Source organism: Hyphomicrobium sp. DY-1 (genome assembly GCF_047497105.1).
Lineage (GTDB): Bacteria > Pseudomonadota > Alphaproteobacteria > Rhizobiales > Hyphomicrobiaceae > Hyphomicrobium_B.
Map to the genome: position 1 here is coordinate 2262391 of NZ_CP134870.1, position 19015 is coordinate 2281405.

The 19015-nt window shown below is 59.4% G+C and carries 18 protein-coding genes and 1 tRNA gene; 11 read left to right on the forward strand and 8 right to left on the reverse strand.

The genetic code is table 11. The features are described 5' to 3' along the window. Positions 1–74 precede the first annotated feature (74 nt). Both RLW41_RS10750 and RLW41_RS10755 read left to right on the forward strand, forming a co-directional pair. On the forward strand, positions 75–1313 hold the full coding sequence (locus RLW41_RS10750; RefSeq protein WP_414464517.1) for a molybdopterin-dependent oxidoreductase: 1239 nt from the start codon (positions 75–77) through the stop codon (positions 1311–1313). A 10-nt stretch (positions 1314–1323) separates the two neighbouring features. Next, a complete protein-coding gene (locus tag RLW41_RS10755; RefSeq protein WP_409561730.1) occupies positions 1324–1656 on the forward strand; it encodes a cytochrome c in 333 nt (110 codons plus the stop codon). Between the two features lie 7 nt (positions 1657–1663). On the opposite strand, the gene RLW41_RS10760 is transcribed toward RLW41_RS10755, so the two are convergent. After that, positions 1664–2905: a Zn-dependent hydrolase gene (locus RLW41_RS10760; protein WP_414464518.1), complete on the reverse strand. Its 1242-nt coding sequence runs from the start codon at positions 2903–2905 to the stop codon at positions 1664–1666. 240 nt (positions 2906–3145) lie between these two features. Between RLW41_RS10760 and RLW41_RS10765 the strand changes: the two genes are divergently transcribed. Beyond that, positions 3146–3667: a nucleoside deaminase gene (locus RLW41_RS10765; protein WP_409561732.1), complete on the forward strand. Its 522-nt coding sequence runs from the start codon at positions 3146–3148 to the stop codon at positions 3665–3667. Between the two features lie 44 nt (positions 3668–3711). Here the strand turns inward: RLW41_RS10765 and RLW41_RS10770 are convergent, their stop codons facing one another. Next, positions 3712–3867, reverse strand: a complete 156-nt coding sequence (locus tag RLW41_RS10770; protein WP_409561733.1) for a hypothetical protein — start codon at positions 3865–3867, stop codon at positions 3712–3714. 593 nt (positions 3868–4460) lie between these two features. Here RLW41_RS10770 and RLW41_RS10775 point away from each other — a divergent pair. The 3 genes from RLW41_RS10775 (at position 4461) to RLW41_RS10785 (ending at position 8758) form a co-directional block, all read left to right on the forward strand. Further along, positions 4461–5177, forward strand: coding sequence for a c-type cytochrome (locus RLW41_RS10775; protein ID WP_414464519.1), 717 nt, complete (start codon positions 4461–4463; stop codon positions 5175–5177). Between the two features lie 104 nt (positions 5178–5281). Next, positions 5282–7408 carry a PQQ-dependent dehydrogenase, methanol/ethanol family gene (locus tag RLW41_RS10780; protein WP_414464520.1) on the forward strand — a complete coding sequence of 709 codons (2127 nt, stop codon included), beginning with the start codon at positions 5282–5284 and terminating at the stop codon, positions 7406–7408. A 207-nt stretch (positions 7409–7615) separates the two neighbouring features. Next, positions 7616–8758, forward strand: coding sequence for a lipase family protein (locus tag RLW41_RS10785; RefSeq protein WP_414464521.1), 1143 nt, complete (start codon positions 7616–7618; stop codon positions 8756–8758). Here RLW41_RS10785 and RLW41_RS10790 read toward each other — a convergent pair. Then, positions 8746–10083, reverse strand: a complete 1338-nt coding sequence (locus tag RLW41_RS10790; protein WP_414464522.1) for a PepSY-associated TM helix domain-containing protein — start codon at positions 10081–10083, stop codon at positions 8746–8748. The two genes, RLW41_RS10785 and RLW41_RS10790, sit on opposite strands and share 13 nt — an antisense overlap. 834 nt (positions 10084–10917) lie before the next feature. Here RLW41_RS10790 and RLW41_RS10795 point away from each other — a divergent pair. After that, complete coding sequence (locus tag RLW41_RS10795; protein ID WP_409563324.1) at positions 10918–11088, forward strand: CGNR zinc finger domain-containing protein; 171 nt, start codon at positions 10918–10920, stop codon at positions 11086–11088. A gap of 188 nt (positions 11089–11276) precedes the next feature. Here the strand turns inward: RLW41_RS10795 and RLW41_RS10800 are convergent, their stop codons facing one another. The 5 genes from RLW41_RS10800 to RLW41_RS10820 form a co-directional block, all read right to left on the reverse strand. Next, positions 11277–11477, reverse strand: coding sequence for a hypothetical protein (locus RLW41_RS10800; protein ID WP_414464523.1), 201 nt, complete (start codon positions 11475–11477; stop codon positions 11277–11279). 165 nt (positions 11478–11642) lie between these two features. Then, complete coding sequence (locus RLW41_RS10805; RefSeq protein WP_409561738.1) at positions 11643–11867, reverse strand: hypothetical protein; 225 nt, start codon at positions 11865–11867, stop codon at positions 11643–11645. A gap of 250 nt (positions 11868–12117) precedes the next feature. Then, positions 12118–12194, reverse strand: a tRNA-Arg gene (locus RLW41_RS10810). A gap of 160 nt (positions 12195–12354) precedes the next feature. Next, positions 12355–13869, reverse strand: coding sequence for a sensor histidine kinase (locus tag RLW41_RS10815; protein WP_409561756.1), 1515 nt, complete (start codon positions 13867–13869; stop codon positions 12355–12357). 29 nt (positions 13870–13898) lie between these two features. Further along, positions 13899–15356, reverse strand: a complete 1458-nt coding sequence (locus tag RLW41_RS10820; protein WP_414464524.1) for a dihydrolipoyl dehydrogenase family protein — start codon at positions 15354–15356, stop codon at positions 13899–13901. A 370-nt stretch (positions 15357–15726) separates the two neighbouring features. On the opposite strand from RLW41_RS10820, the gene rpmH reads away from it, so the two are divergent. The 4 genes from rpmH to yihA all read left to right on the forward strand — a co-directional run bounded on the left by rpmH (position 15727) and on the right by yihA (position 19014). Next, a complete protein-coding gene (rpmH, locus tag RLW41_RS10825) occupies positions 15727–15861 on the forward strand; it encodes a 50S ribosomal protein L34 (RefSeq protein WP_024275086.1) in 135 nt (44 codons plus the stop codon). A 63-nt stretch (positions 15862–15924) separates the two neighbouring features. Further along, positions 15925–16323 carry a ribonuclease P protein component gene (gene rnpA / locus RLW41_RS10830; RefSeq protein ID WP_414464525.1) on the forward strand — a complete coding sequence of 133 codons (399 nt, stop codon included), beginning with the start codon at positions 15925–15927 and terminating at the stop codon, positions 16321–16323. A 90-nt stretch (positions 16324–16413) separates the two neighbouring features. Further along, complete coding sequence (gene yidC / locus RLW41_RS10835; protein ID WP_414464526.1) at positions 16414–18306, forward strand: membrane protein insertase YidC; 1893 nt, start codon at positions 16414–16416, stop codon at positions 18304–18306. 51 nt (positions 18307–18357) lie between these two features. Beyond that, the gene (gene yihA, locus RLW41_RS10840; protein WP_409561760.1) at positions 18358–19014 is read left to right on the forward strand and encodes a ribosome biogenesis GTP-binding protein YihA/YsxC; all 657 of its coding nucleotides are present in this window, start codon (positions 18358–18360) and stop codon (positions 19012–19014) included. The last annotated feature ends 1 nt before the right edge of the window (position 19015 follow it).

Here is a 19015-nt window from a genome sequence, read left to right on the forward strand (position 1 = left end):
TGGACGAAAACGATCGATCTCGTCTTCATCAAGCAACGAGAAATGCAATCGGTTTTTCTTGTTGGAGATCGTCCATGTCGTCCTTCGATTTTGATCAACACGCGCTGACGCGGCGGGCGCTTTTGCGCGGCGCTGGCACGGCAGGTGCCGCTTTGATGGCGGCGCCTGCGTGGGCCGGTGCGATTGATCTGCCGCTTTACGGTGGCGGCGGCGAGCGCGAGATGACGACTGCGTTTCCGCAGAAGGGAAAGATGATCTTGCAGCGGACGCGGCCGACACTTTTGGAGACGCCGTGGGAAACATTCGATAAGGGCGTCTTCACTCCCAACGATCAGTTCTATGTGCGCTGGCATTGGGCGGGCATCCCCGAAAGCGTCGATGTCGATACGTTCCGTCTTAAAGTGCATGGCAACGTCGAGCGCGAGTTATCGCTTTCGCTATCCGAACTCGTTCGCAAACTGCCTCGCGTCGAGCTTGCCGCCGTCAATCAGTGTTCCGGAAACTCCCGCGGCCTCTTCGATCCGCGTGTGCCGGGCGCCCAATGGGCGAATGGCGCGATGGGCAATGCGAAATGGACGGGTTTCCGTCTCAAGGATCTCCTCGACTCGGCGGGGGTGAAGGCTGGGAGCGTACAGGTGCGCTTTGCCGGACTTGAGACCCCGGTTATCGATGGCGGCCCGCATTTCAAGAAGTCGCTATCGGTCGATCATGCGCGTGATGACGATGTCATGGTGGCCTATGCCATGAATGGAGAACCGCTGCCGTTCCTCAACGGATTTCCGCTGAGGCTCATCGTGCCCGGATGGTATGCGACCTATTGGATGAAGATGCTGGCGGACATCGAAATTCTCGACACGCCCGACGAGAATTTTTGGACGAAGAAAGCCTATCTCATCCCTGATACGCCCGGTGCGAACATCAAGCCGGGTGAGAAGGACGTGAAGATGATTCCGATCAATCGCATGGTGCCGCGATCGTTTTTCACCAATGTCGCGCCGGTCGCCAACGTCAAAGCATCTGCGCCGAATGCTGTTCGCGGCATCGCCTTTGGAGGAGATTGTGGTGTTGCCAAAGTCGAAACGTCCGTCGATGGCGGCCACAGCTGGCAAGCGGCTCAACTTGGCGCGGACGAAGGCAAGTACGGCTTCCGAAAGTGGAACGCCAATATCGCGTCAATCGATGCCGGTAAGCGGCTGAGCGTCATGGTTCGCTGCACCAACACCGATGGAGAGGTACAGCCGGACAAGCCCAACTGGAATCCGTCGGGCTTTATGCGCAACGTCATCGAGACCGTCGATCTCGTTGCGGCTTGAGGAGAATGACATGCAACGCTTTGCGCAGACTTTTGGTGTTCTCTGTGCGGTCATGATGCTTGGCGCGACAGCACAGGCCAAAGACAGCTTCGACTTCAAGTCAGAGAGCTTCGATTTGCCGACGGGAGAGCGGATGTTTACAGGTCCCGGTGCGGACCCCGTCAACAATAACTGTTTAACCTGTCATTCGGCCGGGATGGTCACGGTCCAGCCGCGTCTATCGAAGGCGACGTGGGAAGGAATCGTGAAGAAGATGATCAACGTGTATAAGGCGCCTGTCCCTGATGCGGACGTTGCACCCATCGTCGATTATCTGAGCAACCATCCCTCGGCCGGCAAATAGGGTCCGATCATTTTGCGAGCGTCTGGTCGTATGCGAGCACGGCGTCGAGTAGAACCTGGGCGCCTGCCGCGCATTCTTCCGGGCTTGTTGCTTCAGCTTCATTGTGACTGATGCCGCCCTCGCAGGGCACAAAAATCATCGTGGTTGGCGCGATGCGGGCGATGTAGGCGGCGTCGTGGCCGGCGCCGGAGACCATGTCGCGCATACCAAAGTTCGATTTCGCAGCCGCGCTACGGACACAGTCGATCAGCTCAGGTGCAAACTTCACGGCGGATGACGACCAGATCTTCTTTTCTTCGTAGGTTAGTCCGAGCGCCGGAATGGCCGTTTCAAGTGCGGCTCTAAAATCCGCTTCCATCGCATCGAGTGCATTTTCATCGGGGTGGCGCATGTCGACTGTCAGGAAGACTTCGCCGGGTACGACGTTGCGACTGTTGGGCTTGTTCTCGATCAATCCGACGGTCGCAACGCCAGGCTGATGCTTCTGGCCGATGGCGTCGACGGCTTCGACGATACGGGCGGCCCCGAGCAGTGCGTTCTTTCGAAGATACATCGGCGTGGCGCCCGTGTGCGCATCCTGGCCGTGTACGTTGACTTCGTACCAGCGCATGCCCTGCACGCCGGTGACGATGCCGATCATTTTCCTTTCGGCTTCGAGGATCGGGCCCTGTTCGATATGAAGCTCGAACATAGCCGACAGCTTGTGGTCGCCGGCTTTCATCGAGCCGCGGTAGCCGATCCGCTCCAACTCTTCCAGGAACGTCACGCCATTGCGATCGACTTGTTCGTAAGCGTACGCGGTGGGGAACACGCCGGCAAAAACACCTGATGCGAGCATGGCTGGCGGAAAGCGCGAGCCTTCCTCGTTCGTCCAGTTGACGATCTCGATTGGGGCGTTCGTTTCGTAATCCTGCTCGTGCAGCGTGCGCATGACTTCGAGTGCGGCGAGAACGCCGAGAATGCCATCGAATTTGCCGCCGGTCGGTTGGGTGTCTAGGTGCGATCCCATAGCGATCGGGGGAAGGCTGTCGTCGCGTCCGCTGCGGGTCGCAAACATGTTGCCGACCTCGTCGATGCTGACCGTACAACCTATCGCTTCGCACTGGGTCTTGAACCAGTCACGGACAAGCTTGTCCTCGTCGGTGAGCGTTAGCCGCTTGAGGCCGCCTTTTTCCGTGCCGCCGAACGTGGCGGTGTCCATCAAGCTGTCCCACAACCGTCGTGCGTTGATTTTGAGATTGGTCAGCATCGTCGCTAGCGATCCATGTGCTCGTCCATGTCTGGAGCCGACGCATAGCGAGATCGAGACGGGAAGCCAAAACCAATTTGGTGTTCGCTTCGATATGTCCGATTTCCGAGATAGCCTTGAATTCTTCCGGCGTAAGAAGTTCACGTTCCGTTTGCTCTACGCTGCGAAGGTCATCGACGCGCAAGCTTCAATGGGCAGAATGGGTACGATATCCCTATTTCAAATCTCGAAGGTGGTCCGATGCATCGGCGAACGGTTCTCAAAGGCGGGGTAACGCTCGTCGCTTCGACGATCGCGCTCTCGCGTGAGGCGGGCGCGCGCATGGCCCCCGTCCTGCCGCAGGATGAGACATTCATGAAGATTGCGCTGCAGGAAGCTGCCGAGGCTGCCTTCCCGTTCGGCGCTGTCATCGTCAAAAATGGAGAGGTCCTGGCCCGCGGTCACAACCGAACAGGCATCGATCATGATCCGACGGCGCATGGGGAAATGGTTACCATTCGGACCTTTCTTACGACGCATGGACCGGAGGAATTGAAGGGCAGTACCCTTTATACATCGGGCGAACCGTGCTGCATGTGCATGGGGGCGATCATCTGGTGCGGGATCGGGCGCCTCGTCTACGCGGCATCCGTCGAACAGATTGCGAGCAAGCTCGAACAGATCGACATTTCGTCAGAATACGTGGCGTCGAAAGCGCCGTTCGCACCGATCGATATTGCGGGCGGTGTGCTGGCGAATGAGGCCATGCGCCTCTTCAAGTGAGTTCGCATTTCTGTCTCGGCAGGAGAGTGAAATTGCGGGCGCCGTTACCGCTGCCATCCCCAGATGCGCAGTGCTGCGGGAAATACAATACCAAGAGCGATGAGCAGAAACCAATCGCGCGGTTTGGAAGTCGCGTCGTTGTCGGGCGTGGTTTCAAAGGTCCGGAGGCGTCTTTCGAGTTCCGGATCGAAATGCTGCATCGATATTCTATCGCAGTTTATCTGTGAGACGGATCGCGCTGGGATAAACGCAATCCGATCGCGCGTCGCAATCGTTCGCCCCGTGTCGGAGCGATGAGCTTTGTCGTCTATCTCGTGCTTCTGTGCGACTTGTTCTGATGAAACGACAGGCCGGGAAGCCGAAAATCAGGCAGCAGGGAATGTGGGGTCTCACAGTGTAGGCGATATTAAGCACCGCAAGTTCACGCCCTCGCGATACCGGATGTGGGTCATGGACTTTAGTCGGATTGATCCGTGTCCAGTGCTCTAGTGAACCTTAAGCTCGTGGCCACGGAGCGGACATTCCGGAAGCTCCCAGGCTGTGAGACCGCCTTCTAAAGTTCTTCGGCAGAACCTTCGCACCGTTCGGCCCGCTGGTGGATCTCAGGGAAGCATTTCGGGCTTTCGTGCGGCGAGTTGTGCCGAGTTTTCTGTTCAGCTGACCATGAAGGGATTTTGGCATTTGAGGTCGCTTGCTCGTGCCGCCGTCATCCCAAAGTTTGCTGCATCGAAATCGGAGCGTTCGAAGAGCGAAATCCATCTGCGCCGCGAATATTGAGCAGGTAGGAGCAATCATGACGTGCGAACAGGAACCTGTGAACGGCAATGCCGGCCGGCACAAGTTCAGGCGGCTGGCCGCGTTGGCGGCGATCGTCATTACGGTGTCGACGCCGGTCGTTTTCAGTGTGGCGTATGCCGCCGATAAACCGGCATCGACTGTTACATTCGATGACAAGACGCTGGCCATTATCAAGAGCGGGGATGCAACGCGCGGTGCTGTTCTCGCGGTTCAATGCAAGGCGTGTCACGGCCACGCCGGACTGAGCAACGCTGGATTGATGCCGACGCTTGCCGGCATGAATCCGCTGACCATCTACAAGCAGCTTCAGGATTTCAAGAACGACGATCGGCCTTGGCGGGACATGATCCAGATATCGCGTCTGCTTTCCACGCAGGACATGGCGGACCTTGCCTTCTATTGGTCGGCGCAGCCGGGTTTGGGTACGCCGCCATCAGGCGACGCGAACAGTCCAGGCGCCAAGCTCTACAATCAGGGCAATGCGGACAAAGGGATCCCGGCGTGCGCGTCGTGTCACGGTCCGGATGGACAATCGACGGGCGCTCCGCAGCTCGCAGGCCAGCAGGCCCCCTACATCCAGCAGCAGCTCGTCGAGTTCGCCTCCGGTATGAGGCACAACGATCTCGATGGGCAGATGCGCGGCATCGTCGGCTCCATGACGCCGGAGGATTTTCGCGCCATCGCAGCGTATCTGGGCACGAACCAGCCTTGATCGCGCGTAAACGCCGATCCTTCACACCCAGTCGGAATTTCACATCGTCCCAGAATTCGGGACTTACCGCGCCGGTATTCACGCCTGCGCAGGAGAGATCTTAAATGCCAGAGAAACAATCCTCGGCTTCTGTTGCGCTTCAGATGCCACGCAAGAACCTTCACTCACTCGCCGTCTTGGCCGCATGCGGCGCGTCAGCGCTGGTTTTGCCATGGACGGCACACGTCCAGGCTGGAGAAGTCAATACGACGCGCATCGTCCACGCCGACAAAACTCCGGGCGACTGGCTGACTTATGGTCGTACCTACAGTGAGCAGCGCTTCAGCCCGCTCAAGGGCATCAACGACAAAAACGCCAAAGACCTCGGTCTTGCCTGGTACGCGAACCTTGAGACCAATCGTGGCCAGGAAGGGACGCCGCTCGCAATCGACGGCAAGCTTTTCGTTTCGACGGCGTGGAGCATCGTCAAAGCCTATGACGGCAAGACAGGTGCACTGCTCTGGTCATACGATCCACTGGTGCCGCGAGCGAAGGGTGTCGATGGGTGCTGCGATTTCGTTAACCGTGGTGTCGCTGCCTGGAACGGAAAGATCTATATCGCGACCTTCGATGGCCGTCTGATTGCGCTCGACGAAAAAACCGGCAAGCCGGTCTGGAGCGTGCTGACGGTCGATCCCAAAGCGCCTATGACGCTGACACAGGCTCCGCGCGTCGCGAATGGTCGCGTGTTCCTCGGCGTGAGCGGCGCGGAATATCACATCCGTGGTTACATCTCGGCTTATGACGCCGAGACGGGCAAGCTCGATTGGCGCTTCTACACGATCCCCGGCGATCCCTCGAAGCCGTTCGAAAACAAAGCCATGGAAATGGCGGCGAAGACCTGGGACGGCGAGTGGTGGAAAGTCGGCGGCGGCGGCTCGGTTTGGGACGCGATCTCTTACGATCCGGAACTCAATTATGTTTATTTCGGCACCGGCAATGGTCTCGAATGGAACCATGCCGTTCGTAGTCGCGGCGAAGGCGACAATCTGTTCGTGTCTTCGATCATCGCTCTGAAAGCCGACACGGGTGAATACGTTTGGCATTATCAGGTGACGCCCGGCGAGGAATGGGATTACGACGCCGTCCAGCAGCTGATGCAAGCCGACCTCAAGATTCATGGCCGGACTCGCAAGGTTCTGATGCAGGCTAACAAGAACGGCTTCTTCTACGTTCTGGACCGCAAGACCGGTAAGCTGATTTCCGCAAACAACTTCATTCCCCAGACTTGGGCGAAGGGGATCGACATGCGGACCGGCCGTCCGATCGAGAACCCGGAAGTTCGCTACGATCAAACCGGCAAGCAGGTGACGATCCTGCCGGGACCGCTCGGCGGCCATAGCTGGCAGGCGATGTCGTACAGTCCGAAGACGGGCTTCGTTTACATCCCGACGCAGGAAATTCCTTGGTTCTACGGTCCGGATAAGAACTACAAGACACAAGTCCAGGGCTGGAACTTGGCGACGGCCTCCGGCGCTTCTCCCGACCAGCCGGTGAAGGGTTATCTCCAAGCGTGGGATCCGGTGAAGCAGAAGGAAGCCTGGCGCGTTCCGCATAGGGGGCCGTGGAATGGCGGCACTCTGGCGACCGCGGGTAACCTCGTGTTCCAAGGCACCGCGGCGGGTGACATCAACGCCTATCGCGCCGACAACGGGCAGCAGCTCTGGCTGTTCGATTCGCAGTCGGCCGTAATCGCGCCGCCGATGACTTATGCGGTTGATGGAGTGCAGTACGTTGCGGTTCTCGTTGGCTGGGGCGGCGCCTATCCGCTGATGGAAGGCGTGAACTCCAATGCGTCCGGCAATCTCCGCAACATCAGTCGGCTGATGGTGTTCAAGGTCGGTGGCACGGCGAAACTGCCTCCGCTTCCACCGGAATCGAAGTTCGTCCTTAACCCGCCGCCGGAAACCGCAAGCGCGGAAACGGTTGCCAAGGGCGAGGGGCTGTTCGATCAGTTCTGTGCGGTTTGCCATGGCGGCGGTGTGGTCAGCGGCCGCGTCAATCCCGATCTGCGTGCCTCGCGCTTCCTGAAGGATGATGCCTGGTTCGACATCCTGCTCAAGGGTGGTTTGCAGAATGCGGGTATGGCGTCATTCGCCAAGGTCCTCAATCATGACGATGCGGCTGCGATTCGAGCCTACGTCATTCACCGCGCGAACATCGATAAGGACACCGGTAACGCGGCACAGTAATCACTAGACCCCCAAGACTGGTCCGGACACAGCTTGCTGTGCCCGGACTTTTTTTATGTCCGAAGGAACGCGGCGCTTTTTTTTTTTTGCTCTAGCGCAATTTCAAAGTAAGTCCGATTGTGCGCACGCGTGTGATATTGCGGACCAATCGGAATTTTTAGCATGCGTTCCATAAGCCTTATTTTGGTTTCCTTTGTCACGGGTGCGATGCTCATTAGGGTGGGCGGCGCTCATCCGGCGGCGGCTCAGTCTGCTTTCTATCAAGCGTCGCCGGCTGAGATCGCCGGTCAGCCCGGTTCGATCATCCGAACGGAGCCGATGGGCGACAGCTGGTTCGGCGCGCGAACCCTGCGCGTGCTTTATCGTTCGACAGGTCTCAAAGGCGAGCCGATCGCCGTATCGGGCGCGGTGATCGTTCCTGGAGGAACGCCGCCGCCGGGCGGTTGGCCTGTGGTCGGTTGGGCACATCCGACGACGGGGATCGTTCCGCGTTGCGCACCGACGCTCGCGATCTTTTTCTTTCAGCAGATTCCAGGTCTCCGCATGATGCTGGAGCATGGCTTTGCCATCGCGGCGACGGATTATCCGGGGTTGGGAGCGCCGGGTCCGCATCCTTATCTGGTTGGAGACAGCGAGGGGCGCGCGGTTCTGGATTCGATCCGGGCGGCGCATGAGGTTCCGGGCGCGAATATCAGCATGCGATCTGTTCTATGGGGGCATTCGCAAGGTGGGCAAGCCGTGCTTTTCGCGGCAAAATTGGCGGCTCTCTATTCTCCCGATCTGACGGTTCTAGGTGTGGTCGCGGCGGCACCGGCAACGGAACTCAGCGCACTGATGCGCGACGACATCGCGACGGCGGGGGGCAAGAACCTACTCGCGATGACATTATGGTCGTGGGACAGAGTCTTTGGCGCGCCAATAAGCGAGATCGTCGTTCCGGAAGCAGTCCCGGACGTCGACAGATTGGCGAACATCTGTCTCGAATCCATCATCGATATTCGGCCGCGACAGATAGTCGGCAAGGAGCTGACGCAACAGTTTTTAAAGGTCAAAGATCCGACCGCCATGGAGCCTTGGAAGCGTCTGTTGGCTGAAAATACGATCGGCACGCTGCCGCCGAGCGTCCCTGTTCTGATCGCGCAAGGGGCGGCTGATGTCGTCGTCGATCCACCGGTGACGGCTGCATATGCGAAGTCGCTCTGCTCCGCGGGAAGCCGCGTCGCGATGTTGTCCTATCCCGGCGTCGGCCATGGAATGATCAGCCGCGACGCTGCAAAGCCGTCAGTCGATTGGATGGCAGACCGCTTCGCGGGCAAAACCGCGCCGAGCGATTGCAATCACGCCGACTGATGCGCGTCACCTCGTAAACCAAGCCATTTTCGGATGGATTCCAATCGTCTCAATACGAGAGCGTCGATAAGAAGCACGAGCGCAAGCGTCAGGCCAAACATCGGCATATAGACTGCGAGCAGCAGGATCGACACGATGAGAGCGGCGCCGACTTTCGGCCGCGCAAGCGCGATCGGCGCACCCAAAGTTCCAGCCGGACGCCGCTTCCACCACATGACGACGCCTGACACAGACAGGCCGACGAGGAAAAGCGCGGTTAGCGTTCCGAGGATCTGGTTTGCGATACCGAACAACTGGCCTTCGTGCGCGGCAACGCCGTAGCCGATCGTCTGATCGATCCAGTGCCGCTCGGCGAAGTCAGTTCGCTCGATAACGCGGCCTGTCGCGCCGTCGATGGTCAAGTTACTTCGCAGCGGCCGATTGGCGGCTTCGGATGCAGCGAGCCACGGTGCTCCCGCCGCCGCAGGCGGTTTGATTGATACGGGTTGTGCGAGGTTCAATGGCCGGACCGTGGCAATGACCCGTTCGAGTTCGCCGGGACGAACGACGGATGCCATGTTTCCAGCCGACATGTGCCCATGGTGCTCGGGTGTCATTGCGGCGGCTTTGGGGGGCTTGCCGCCAATGGTCCAATCGACCGGACCACGCGCGGTGCCGGTGAGTTCGCGAATCTCGGTCAGGTAGGTTCCCCAGCCTTTCGCCCAGGGCAACCCCGTTACGATCAGGAAGAGAGCGAAGAACGAAATCCAGAAGCCTGCGGTCGCGTGCAGATCGCGCCATAAGCCGCGGCCGCCGCGCGACAGGCGCGGATAGAGGACGCCGGCCAGCCCGCGTCCGCGCGGCCACCAGAGGTACATGCCGGTTATCAGCATCACGATTGTCCAGCAGGCCGCGATCTCGACCAGATAGCTTCCCAATGCGCCGGCAAGCAGTTCGCCGTGAAGGTGGAAGATCACTCTGAATGGGCGGCTCTCCTCGTCGGCGACGTGGAGTACGTGGAGCGTATAGGGATCGACATAGACGCGAGACATTGCGCCGTGTTTGCCGACGAGAATTCGCGTCGCGTCAGTCGGTGATTGCGGAAGATAGTATTTTCGCAGCTGTGATCCAGGGACGGCGTTAAGTGCGGCGGAGACTCGAGCGTCGGGAGAAGCAGGTGCGCCGTTGACTGAGAGGTTGTCGTAGGGCCGGTCGAGCCACGCTTCGATCTGTGGACGCCACAAGTAAAGCGCGCCGGTGCAGGAGAGCCAGATGACGAACGGCATGCAAAAGAGACCGGCATAAAAGTGCCAGCGCCAAACAGCATTATACCAGCGCGAAGTCATGGGGGATGAACTTTCGTTACATTGAATTTGGTTGGAGGAGACGTATTGTGGCGTCTCAGAGGCACGGTGACATCGAATGTCGGCGCGATGGGCATGACTGATCCTGCTGACTACGACGCGCACGGCATCAACGGCGTGCTGTCGCAAACAGGTTCAGGAGCTTTGAGGCGGTGCGCGCGAGCCCAGGGCCGGTCCTGCCCGCGCGGGCGGCAAGGCCTCGAATATTTGACCCCGCGAAATGATAGTCGCGAGGGCGCTTTGAATAATTGCGATCGCCGTCAGCGGCAGGTCCGGGACTGCAGAAATGGAAAATGCACAAGGCTGATGCTTTGAGCTGCCTGGCTTGGCGGGAAGCTTATGGCCATTGGCGTCAAGGTCGACGGTTTGTTGTCCGAAGCCTGTGCAAATAACAATGCGGAAGGCGCCGATCGAAGTGCCGCTGAAGTCCGGCATGAAGCCGACGGGGATGAGCGAGCGAAGAACAAACACAAAAAGCACCAAGTGGCTAAGCCATTGGCGCATCGTGTCCGATCGTCTAACATCCCCTCGGATGTTCATTTGCAGCCTTGCTGAGCGAGGAGTAATCGCCGCTTTGGTTCGCAGCGCCGTCTAGCCTAACTGGCAGGCGTGTTTGGCTCAACTCCTTGTCGAGGCGATAGCCGCCGACGAGTTACCGGCCGGGCACAGTTATGTGCCTAAGCCTAATTGGAAGCAGGCCGAATTTCCCATCGCATAGGATGCGTGCAAGAGGCGAGCTGGCGCATTGTGATCCGAATGATCGCGCGGAACTCGTCACTCCTGGCCGAAACGCTGATCAGCAGTGGGCGCGACAACATGCTGTGTAAAGATGACTTGGCAAAAGTTAAGGTGTGCGAGGCAAAAGAATGCACGCTGCTTTTTCTCGATCGGAAACATGGCGGCAAGAGACGGTGGTGCAGCATGAGTGCTTGCGGCAACCGAGCGAAGCAAAAAATCCGTAGGACACTGCCGAAGCCGGCGGAGTGATTGGCTTCGATATGCTTGCCTCGTGGGGGAGGGCTTGGTGTCATCTCGAAATTTTATGTCGGGCGTGAAACATCCCGCGTGAACCTTCCGAAGTTTGGCTCTGAGTGTTTGCAAAACCTGCAGCCGCTCATGAGACTGTATTTCAGTCAGGGAGGTTCCGTAAGTCGACTTTTCTCAGATGCCTTTTCCTATCGGTCGTCTTTTCCGCGATCGCAGGCAGCTTGGCTCTCGCTGGCGGCCACGACGATCCGCGCGCGTGTGACGATCACGCTTTCCGGCACTCCCGTTGACGCAAGACGTTCATCTGTTGCGCGCGCAAGATCGTCGCTCGTAGCGCGCGCTTCTGCGTTCGGATTTTTGAGTCCGGCATCGATAAAGCTGCTAAGCATGGCCAAAGTGCGTGCGGGGTCTTGGCTGGCGCGCGCAATGGAATTTTAAGCAGAGATTTCGGATGTCAGTGGTGGTCTGCTCCGCTGTAACGCCTAGGGGCGGCTCGGGGCTGAGTGAGCGATCCGGCTATCTTGAACGCGAACCTGGATCCTGAGATCCGCTCACTAAATACGAAATACCGTTCGCGTTCCGCTCTGTTGCAGGAGCGCGTGGGCAAGCTGTTCTCCGGCGCCGGTGAGCTGGCCGTTCGCGTCGAGCCAGCCATGATCGGTCGCAAAGCGTGCCACTTCGTCGGCGCTGCCTCCGCCAGAGAGCATTCCCGTAAAGCCTAAAACGACGCTCAAATGATCTTGGGAGGCTGCGTCTTTATGATCAGGAGGTTGTTGCACGAATTTCGTCCGCTCGCGGTTAACTTCAAGGGGAAGATCATCCCGGCTGGCGTGACGGTGCGCTATAAATTTGCTCCCTCGTCACCGGGGGGACGGGAACAGCTATATCGGTTTTAAATTCGTCAGGTAAGATCGATTGTTCATGGCTGTCGTGTCGTTCACAAATGCGCGCTCGCTATAGGGGCTAGCCGCTTCATTGTTGGCCGCAGCCGGGCACGATGGAAGGCACGGATCTTTTTTGTTTTTGAAATGGCGCGCCCGAAAGGATTCGAACCTCTGACCCCCAGATTCGTAGTCTGGTGCTCTATCCAGCTGAGCTACGGGCGCTTTTTTCGTTGCGATTGGGGCCGGATGCCCATCCGGCCGTAAGGCCGGGCGACGAAGGAACCCTCTCTAGTGGCTCACGGCGGCGAGCGCAAGACCCCTCTTTCACAAGCATCGTGACGTCTCGCCGCGCTTGCGCGTGAAGGGCTGATCTCCGGCTTGCTCAGTCGACAGGTCGGTCCGGCAACTCGATGCGAAAGCGGGCGCCGATTTCGCTGTCGACGAGCGTCAGGCTGCCGCCGTGGGCCTGTACAAGCTCCGCCGCGATGGCGAGCCCGAGGCCGGTGCCGCCCTTCTTCGTCGAAGCCTGAAAGGCCTTGAAAAGGTTCTCGCGTGCCTTCTGCGGCACGCCTGCGCCGTTATCCATCACATCGATAATGACCTTGCGGCTCTCGCGGTGGGCGATGACGCGCACCTCGCCGTCCGTTTTGCCATCGATGCTCTCGATGGCCTGCACAGCGTTGCGGATGAGGTTCGAGAGGACGCGGAACAGGTGCTCGTGGTCCGCATCAATCAGGAGTGCAGGGTCGATATCGGTCGTGAAAGCGACGGTGCCTTCCCGCGGCAGACCCTGGCTGTCGGCTACCTCGTCGATGAGCGGTTTCAGCGGCATCAGTTCGCGCCGGGGCGCGGCCTCCGATACGCCGCCGAACTTGAGCGACGAATTGCAGAACTGAATGGCGCGGTCGAGCGAGGCGATCAGCTTCGGCACGAAGCGCTGCACGGTCGGATCGGGAATGGCGACGAGGCGATCGGAGATCAGCTGCGCGTTTGCCAGCATATTGCGGAGATCGTGGTTGATCTTCGAGACGGCCATGCCGAGTTGCGCGAGGCGGTTCTTTTGTACGAGCAAGCTCGAAAGCTGGCGCTGCATGCTTGCGAGTTCGCGCTCGGCAACCCCGATTTCATCGCGGCGGCCGGTGTCGGGCATGATGCGGCTTTGGTCTTCGGGGTTCTCCGAAAAGTGCAGCATGTTGGTCGTGATCTGCGTCAGCGGCTTCACGAACAGGCGGCTCAGCGCGAAATAGACGACGACGGCCGTCAGCAGCGAAAGGATAATCGAGAGCCACAGGATGTTCATGCCGTAGCGGATCATCGCGGCTTTCAGCGGCGCTTCGGGAATGACGATCTCGATCAGGCTATTGTTGTCGGGGCCGCTGTGGCCGATGACGCGGATGGTGCGATCGTTCGATAGCAGGGTCGTCACGGCGTCGCGCGCCTGCTCGATGTGCGTCGACAGGCTTTGCCAGAAGGAATTGGATTCGGGCGGCAGGTAATAAACGTAGTCGATCGAAAGGTCGCCGTCGGGCGGATAGACAAGACGGCGTTCGTTGACGGTGCGCGAGGCGATCGCCTTCACTTGTGCAGTTCGGAGAAGGTCGGCGCGCAGAGCCGAAGGGATTTGACCTCCTGGGAACGCATCCGATGCCAGTGCTGCAAGCTGGGCGGCCGTCAGGCGTTCCTGCAGCCAGGTCACGCGATAGCTCGATATCGATGGCAAGAAGATCAGGGCTTCGGCGACCAAAACGAAGATGGCCGTCAGCAGAATGAGTTTGGTCGGGAGGCCACGGCTTTCCCAGAAGCGCGCCACGGCACGCCACGGCGCCATGAAGACGGAAGCCGCTCCCTTGGCGTCCTTGTTGTTTTTATCGTCGCCGTTGAAAATTGCGCGCTGCACTGGACCGAGCATCTCCTACGCGGAGATCATTAACCGAGCTTCGCGAGCAACGCGATGACTTTACGCAAAAAGGGGTTACTCGGCACTGTTGCAAAGTAACGGATCGCCGCTTTTTTGCTGATCTCGGAAAACGTCGGATAGGGCGAGATCCATTGCGTCATCGCTTTGATGTTGAGGCGCTGGGAAATGGCGAGCGACCACATCTGAATGATTTCTCCGGCTTCGGCGCCGACGACGGCCGCGCCGAGAATTTGGCCGCGCTTCGTCGTGATGACTTTAATGTGGCCCTCTGTCTTACGCTCGATCTGAGCGCGGTCATTTTCGTGATAGGGCCAGCGCAGAACATTGACGCGGCCGTATTTAGTGCTGGCCTCCTCCTCGCTCAAGCCGACGCACGCGAATTGCGGTTCGGTGAAGACGACGCGCGGCGCGGAACGGCCAACCGTTTTTGCCGACTGACGAAACAGGGAGCGGCGAAGCACGACGTCGGCCTGCTCGGCGGCAACGTGTGCGAAGCGAAGGCCGCCTGCGGCATCGCCTATGGCATAGACGCGCTTGTTTGTGGTCATCAAGCTTTCGTTAACTTTGATCGCGTTGCCGGCGACTTTGATGCGGGCGTTGTCGAGGCCGAGGTCGGCGACGTTGGCTTTGCGGCCTGCGGCGACGAGAATGGCTGAGCCTTCGATCCGTTCCGTTTCGCTTTCGTTGCCTGCGATCTCGACGGCGACATTGCCGACCGTGCCGGAGACGCGCGTGATGCGGACGCCTTCGAGGAATACGATGCCTTCCGCGGCAAGCTGCGTCAGCAACACGACGGCCAATTCAGAATCTTCATCGCCAAGCGCGTGGGCAGCGTCGATGACGGTGACGCGGGAGCCGAGGCGCCGATGGGCCTGCGCCAGTTCGATGCCTGTCGTCCCGGCGCCTATGACGATGAGATGCGGAATGGGCGCGTTGTTATCGAAGATCGTCTCGTTGGTGAAATAGGGAACGTCGGCCAAGCCCGGAATTAGCGGGATGATTGGCGAAGACCCCGTTGCGATGACGAAGCGGCGCGCGGAGATGCGATATTCACCGGCGGCAACTGTGGTCGGGTTCAGGAATTTGGCGGCGGCGGAAATCACCTGGATGCCCATGCCGCCGAAGCGCTCGACCGTCGTGTTCGGCGCAATGCGGGCGATGACGTCGGTGACGTAGCGGTTGACTGCCGCATGATCGATCAGCGGTTCGACACCGCGAATACCGAAGGGCGATGCGGTCCGCATATCTTGGGCGCGCTTGGCGGCGGCCAAAAGAGCGTTGGCGGGAATGCTGCCGTAGTTGAGGCCATCTCCGCCCATCTTGTGTTTTTCAATGAGCACGACACGCTGTCCGAACGCAGCTGCCGTCGTCGCGACGGCGACGCCACCCGCGCCCGCGCCGATGACGCAGAAGTCAGCATTGACGGTGTGCATCTCGGGATTGGGTTCGACAGTATCCTTGGGCATGGAGAGAGGTATCCGGTCATCGCGGGGTCATAGCGATTAGATTAATACGGCGGCGCGACTTTTCACGCTGGAGATCGGGCCTATCCCCTGCCGGAAATGGGGGATACGAGCAGATGTCGGCCAATTTCGACGATGTGCAAATGCAAGCGGGCGGCGTTTTCTATCGTTTGCGCGCGCACGGCCTGCGTTGACTTGCCCGCGCAGCCCCACTATAAGAGCCCGAATTCCGGAGACATGCGCAATCGGCTGGGGTTTTTGCCCAGGCGACGCGTTTTTGTAAACATCGGAAAAATAATAGCAATTATGCTGCTTGGGCCGGCGCGGTAAGCGCCTGGACCGGTGGCTTTGAGAGACTTGGACGGAGACTTCCGTGAAGCGCACATATCAACCGAGCCGCCTTGTCCGCAAGCGCCGCCACGGATTTCGCAAACGCATGCTGACGGCAGGCGGTCAGAAGGTTCTGGCACGCCGTCGCGCGAAAGGCCGCAAGCGTCTTTCGGCCTAATCGGGTCTAACGCCTAGGCCCCGCTGCCCGCGTCTTGCGGCTCTGGAGGCTGTCATTCCTATTTTGCCAACGCTCAAGGCGCGATCCGAATTTCTCGCTGTCCGCGGCGGTCGGCGTCAGTCTACGCCGGCATTCCTGATCGAAATGCGCGAACGCTCCGCTGCCACCACGCGTGGCGGCGGCTTTGGCGATTCTGCGGGGCCGCGCTTCGGTTTCACGATCACCAAGAAAATCGGTAATGCCGTTACGCGGAACCGTATCCGCAGGCGTCTCAAAGCGGCATTCGCCGCTGAAACCAAGGCGAAGAGCCTGGGCGCCTGCGATTATGTCGTGGTCGCTCGGCATGCCGCGCTTGACCGGCCGTTCGATCTACTGCTCGGCGACGTCAATCGGGCGCTCGCCGCATTGCACAGTGTTAAGTCGCGCCACGCCGACCGAACTGACAAAAAAGGGTCAGCGTGACTGGGTGTCTTCTTCCCTTTATGACCAGTTTCCTCCATCGCTTCCGGGCAACAAAAGGCCTGAAGAAGCCCGCTCCAGTTCGAGGATTTGATGAGCACGCCTAGCGATCCAAAAGACCAGAACAACCTGATCATCGCCGTAGTGCTGTCGATCCTTGTGTTGATCGGTTGGCAGTATTTTTTTGCAGCTCCGCAGATCAAGCACGAGCAGGCGAAGCAGGCCTATAACAAGCAGCTCGACGCGCAGAACAAAGGCACGGCGACATCGGAAAGCCCGCCGAACGTTGCGAACGCTCCGATCGCGGGACCGTCTGCGAGCGTACCGGCGAACGGCCAGCCGACGACTGGTCTGCCGGTTAAATCACGCGAAGAAATTTTGAAGGAAACGCCGCGCGTACCGATCTCGACGCCGTCGCTTGAAGGCTCGATCGATCTCAAGACCGGCCGCATCGATGACCTCGTGCTCCGGAAATATCACGAGACGGTCGATCCCAACAGCCCGATGGTAACGCTGCTGTCGCCTGCGGGGTCGTTCGATCCCTATTTTGCGGAGTTCGGCTGGGTGCCGCAGGTCGGTTCGACGATCAGGGTGCCGGATCGCGATACCGTCTGGAAAGTCGAAAGCGGCGCGAAGCTGACGCCGGAGACGCCCGTTACCCTCGAATGGGACAACGGCCAGGGCGTCATCTTCCATCGCACGATTTCGATCGACAAAGACTACATGTTCAAGATCGTCGACGAGGTCGAGAACAAGACGAGCAGCGATATTTCTCTGCTGCCGTATGCGCGCGTGCATCGTAGCGGCCATCCGCCCGATCACGCTTATTATGTTCTGCACGAAGGTCTTGTCGGCGTTTCGGGCGATCACGGCCTGATCGAGGACACCTACGCCAACGCCGTCAAGGAAGGCGTGCCGCGCACGTTCGAAAACGTCGTCGGTGGTTGGCTCGGCATCACCGACAAGTATTGGGCGACGGCGCTCGTTCCCAATCAAACGGCGCCCTATCGCGCCATGTATTCAGCGCTTCCGGCGCGCGATCCGGCAGGCCGCGATGCTTTCCAGACCGACTATCTGCTCGGCGCGGTAACGGTTCCGCCCGGCGAGCGCAAGGGCGTCGAAGGCCATCTTTTTGCCGGCGCCAAACAAGTGTCGCTGATCGACGGGTACGAAAAGGCGCTCAACATTCTGCGCTTCGACCGGCTGATCGACTGGGGCTGGTTCTATTTCATCACGCGGCCGCTCTTCAGCCTGATGGAGATGATCAACGGTGTGGTGCACAACTTCGGCATCACCATTCTCGTGCTGACCGTGATCGTGAAGGCGGCGTTCTATCCGCTCGCGAGCAAGCAGTACGAGAGCATGGCGCGCATGAAGAAGATGCAGCCGGAAATGCAGCGGATCAAAGAGCAGTATAAAGACGATACGCAGCGTCAGCAGAAAGAGATCTTCGATCTCTACCGCACGCAGAAGATCAATCCGCTGGCGGGATGCTGGCCGATCCTCTTGCAGATCCCGGTGTTCTTCGCGCTCTATAAGGTGCTGTTCGTCACCATCGACATGCGTCACGCGCCGTTCTTCGGGTGGATTCACGATCTGTCGGCGCCGGATCCGACGACCGTGTTCAACCTCTTCGGTCTGCTGCCATATGATGTGCCGACGTTCCTGCACATTGGTGCGTGGCCGCTCGTCATGGGCATCACGATGTGGGTTCAGATGCAGCTCAACCCGCCGCAGCCCGATCCGATCCAGCAGCAGATCTTCCAGTTCATGCCGGTGATGTTCACCTTCCTGCTGGCAAGTTTCCCGGCCGGTCTGGTGATTTACTGGGCGTGGAGCAACACGCTGTCGATCTGCCAGCAGCTCCTGATCAACAAGAGGAGCGGCGCGGAGATTCATTTGTTCGGGAATCTTAAGCGCGCGTTCGCACCATTGTTACGACTATTCGGGGCGAGCGGCAGTGGTACCGGCGGCTCCGGCAAGTAGCTTTTCTCAAAGGCCCGGCTCGTTCCGGGCCTTTGCAATTGGAGCCTGGTCATGGCTGAAACAGATACCCTATCGGCAGATGAGATCGAGAATGGACGGCGGCTTTTCACGCGCGCGTGGACGTTCTCGCGCGGCACGCCCGATCTCGATCATCTCCCGCCCGACGACCGGCCGGAAATCGCGTTCGCAGGCCGGTCGAATGTCGGCAAGTCGAGCTTGATTAATGCGCTTGTCGGACAGCTTCGATTGGCGCGCGCCTCGAACACCCCGGGCCGCACGCAGGACCTCAACTTTTTCACCGAGCCCAATGACGAGCTCTATCTCGTCGATATGCCGGGCTATGGCTTCGCGGAAGCGCCAAAGGACAAGGTTGCGGCGTGGAATAAGGTGCTGCGCGCCTATCTCGCTGGGCGGCGGACGCTTCTGCGCGTGTTCCTGCTGGTCGATGCGCGGCACGGGCTGAAGCCGGTCGATGATGAGATCATGGCGCTGCTTGATGGCGCCGCGGTGTCCTATCAGGTGGTGCTGACGAAGGTCGACAAGATCAGCAAGACCGATCTCGAAAAAGTCGCCGAGCGGACGCAGAAGGCGCTCGCGAAACACCCGGCGGCGTTTCCTCAGCTCATTCTGACGTCGTCGGAAAAAGCTCTCGGCTTCGAAGAGCTGCGCGGAACGATCGCGCAGCTGCTTGCATCCCACGGCAGCTAAG

Bases quoted from the DNA above. Each gene is read 5' to 3' on its own strand.
- RLW41_RS10750 (WP_414464517.1), top strand. From the start codon at position 75: ATGTCGTCCTTCGATTTTGATCAACACGCGCTGACGCGGCGGGCGCTT.
- RLW41_RS10755 (WP_409561730.1), top strand. From the start codon at position 1,324: ATGCAACGCTTTGCGCAGACTTTTGGTGTTCTCTGTGCGGTCATGATG.
- RLW41_RS10760 (WP_414464518.1), bottom strand. From the start codon at position 2,905: ATGCTGACCAATCTCAAAATCAACGCACGACGGTTGTGGGACAGCTTG.
- RLW41_RS10765 (WP_409561732.1), top strand. From the start codon at position 3,146: ATGCATCGGCGAACGGTTCTCAAAGGCGGGGTAACGCTCGTCGCTTCG.
- RLW41_RS10770 (WP_409561733.1), bottom strand. From the start codon at position 3,867: ATGCAGCATTTCGATCCGGAACTCGAAAGACGCCTCCGGACCTTTGAA.
- RLW41_RS10775 (WP_414464519.1), top strand. From the start codon at position 4,461: ATGACGTGCGAACAGGAACCTGTGAACGGCAATGCCGGCCGGCACAAG.
- RLW41_RS10780 (WP_414464520.1), top strand. From the start codon at position 5,282: ATGCCAGAGAAACAATCCTCGGCTTCTGTTGCGCTTCAGATGCCACGC.
- RLW41_RS10785 (WP_414464521.1), top strand. From the start codon at position 7,616: ATGCTCATTAGGGTGGGCGGCGCTCATCCGGCGGCGGCTCAGTCTGCT.
- RLW41_RS10790 (WP_414464522.1), bottom strand. From the start codon at position 10,083: ATGACTTCGCGCTGGTATAATGCTGTTTGGCGCTGGCACTTTTATGCC.
- RLW41_RS10795 (WP_409563324.1), top strand. From the start codon at position 10,918: ATGCTGTGTAAAGATGACTTGGCAAAAGTTAAGGTGTGCGAGGCAAAA.
- RLW41_RS10800 (WP_414464523.1), bottom strand. From the start codon at position 11,477: ATGCTTAGCAGCTTTATCGATGCCGGACTCAAAAATCCGAACGCAGAA.
- RLW41_RS10820 (WP_414464524.1), bottom strand. From the start codon at position 15,356: ATGCCCAAGGATACTGTCGAACCCAATCCCGAGATGCACACCGTCAAT.
- yidC (WP_414464526.1), top strand. From the start codon at position 16,414: ATGAGCACGCCTAGCGATCCAAAAGACCAGAACAACCTGATCATCGCC.
- yihA (WP_409561760.1), top strand. From the start codon at position 18,358: ATGGCTGAAACAGATACCCTATCGGCAGATGAGATCGAGAATGGACGG.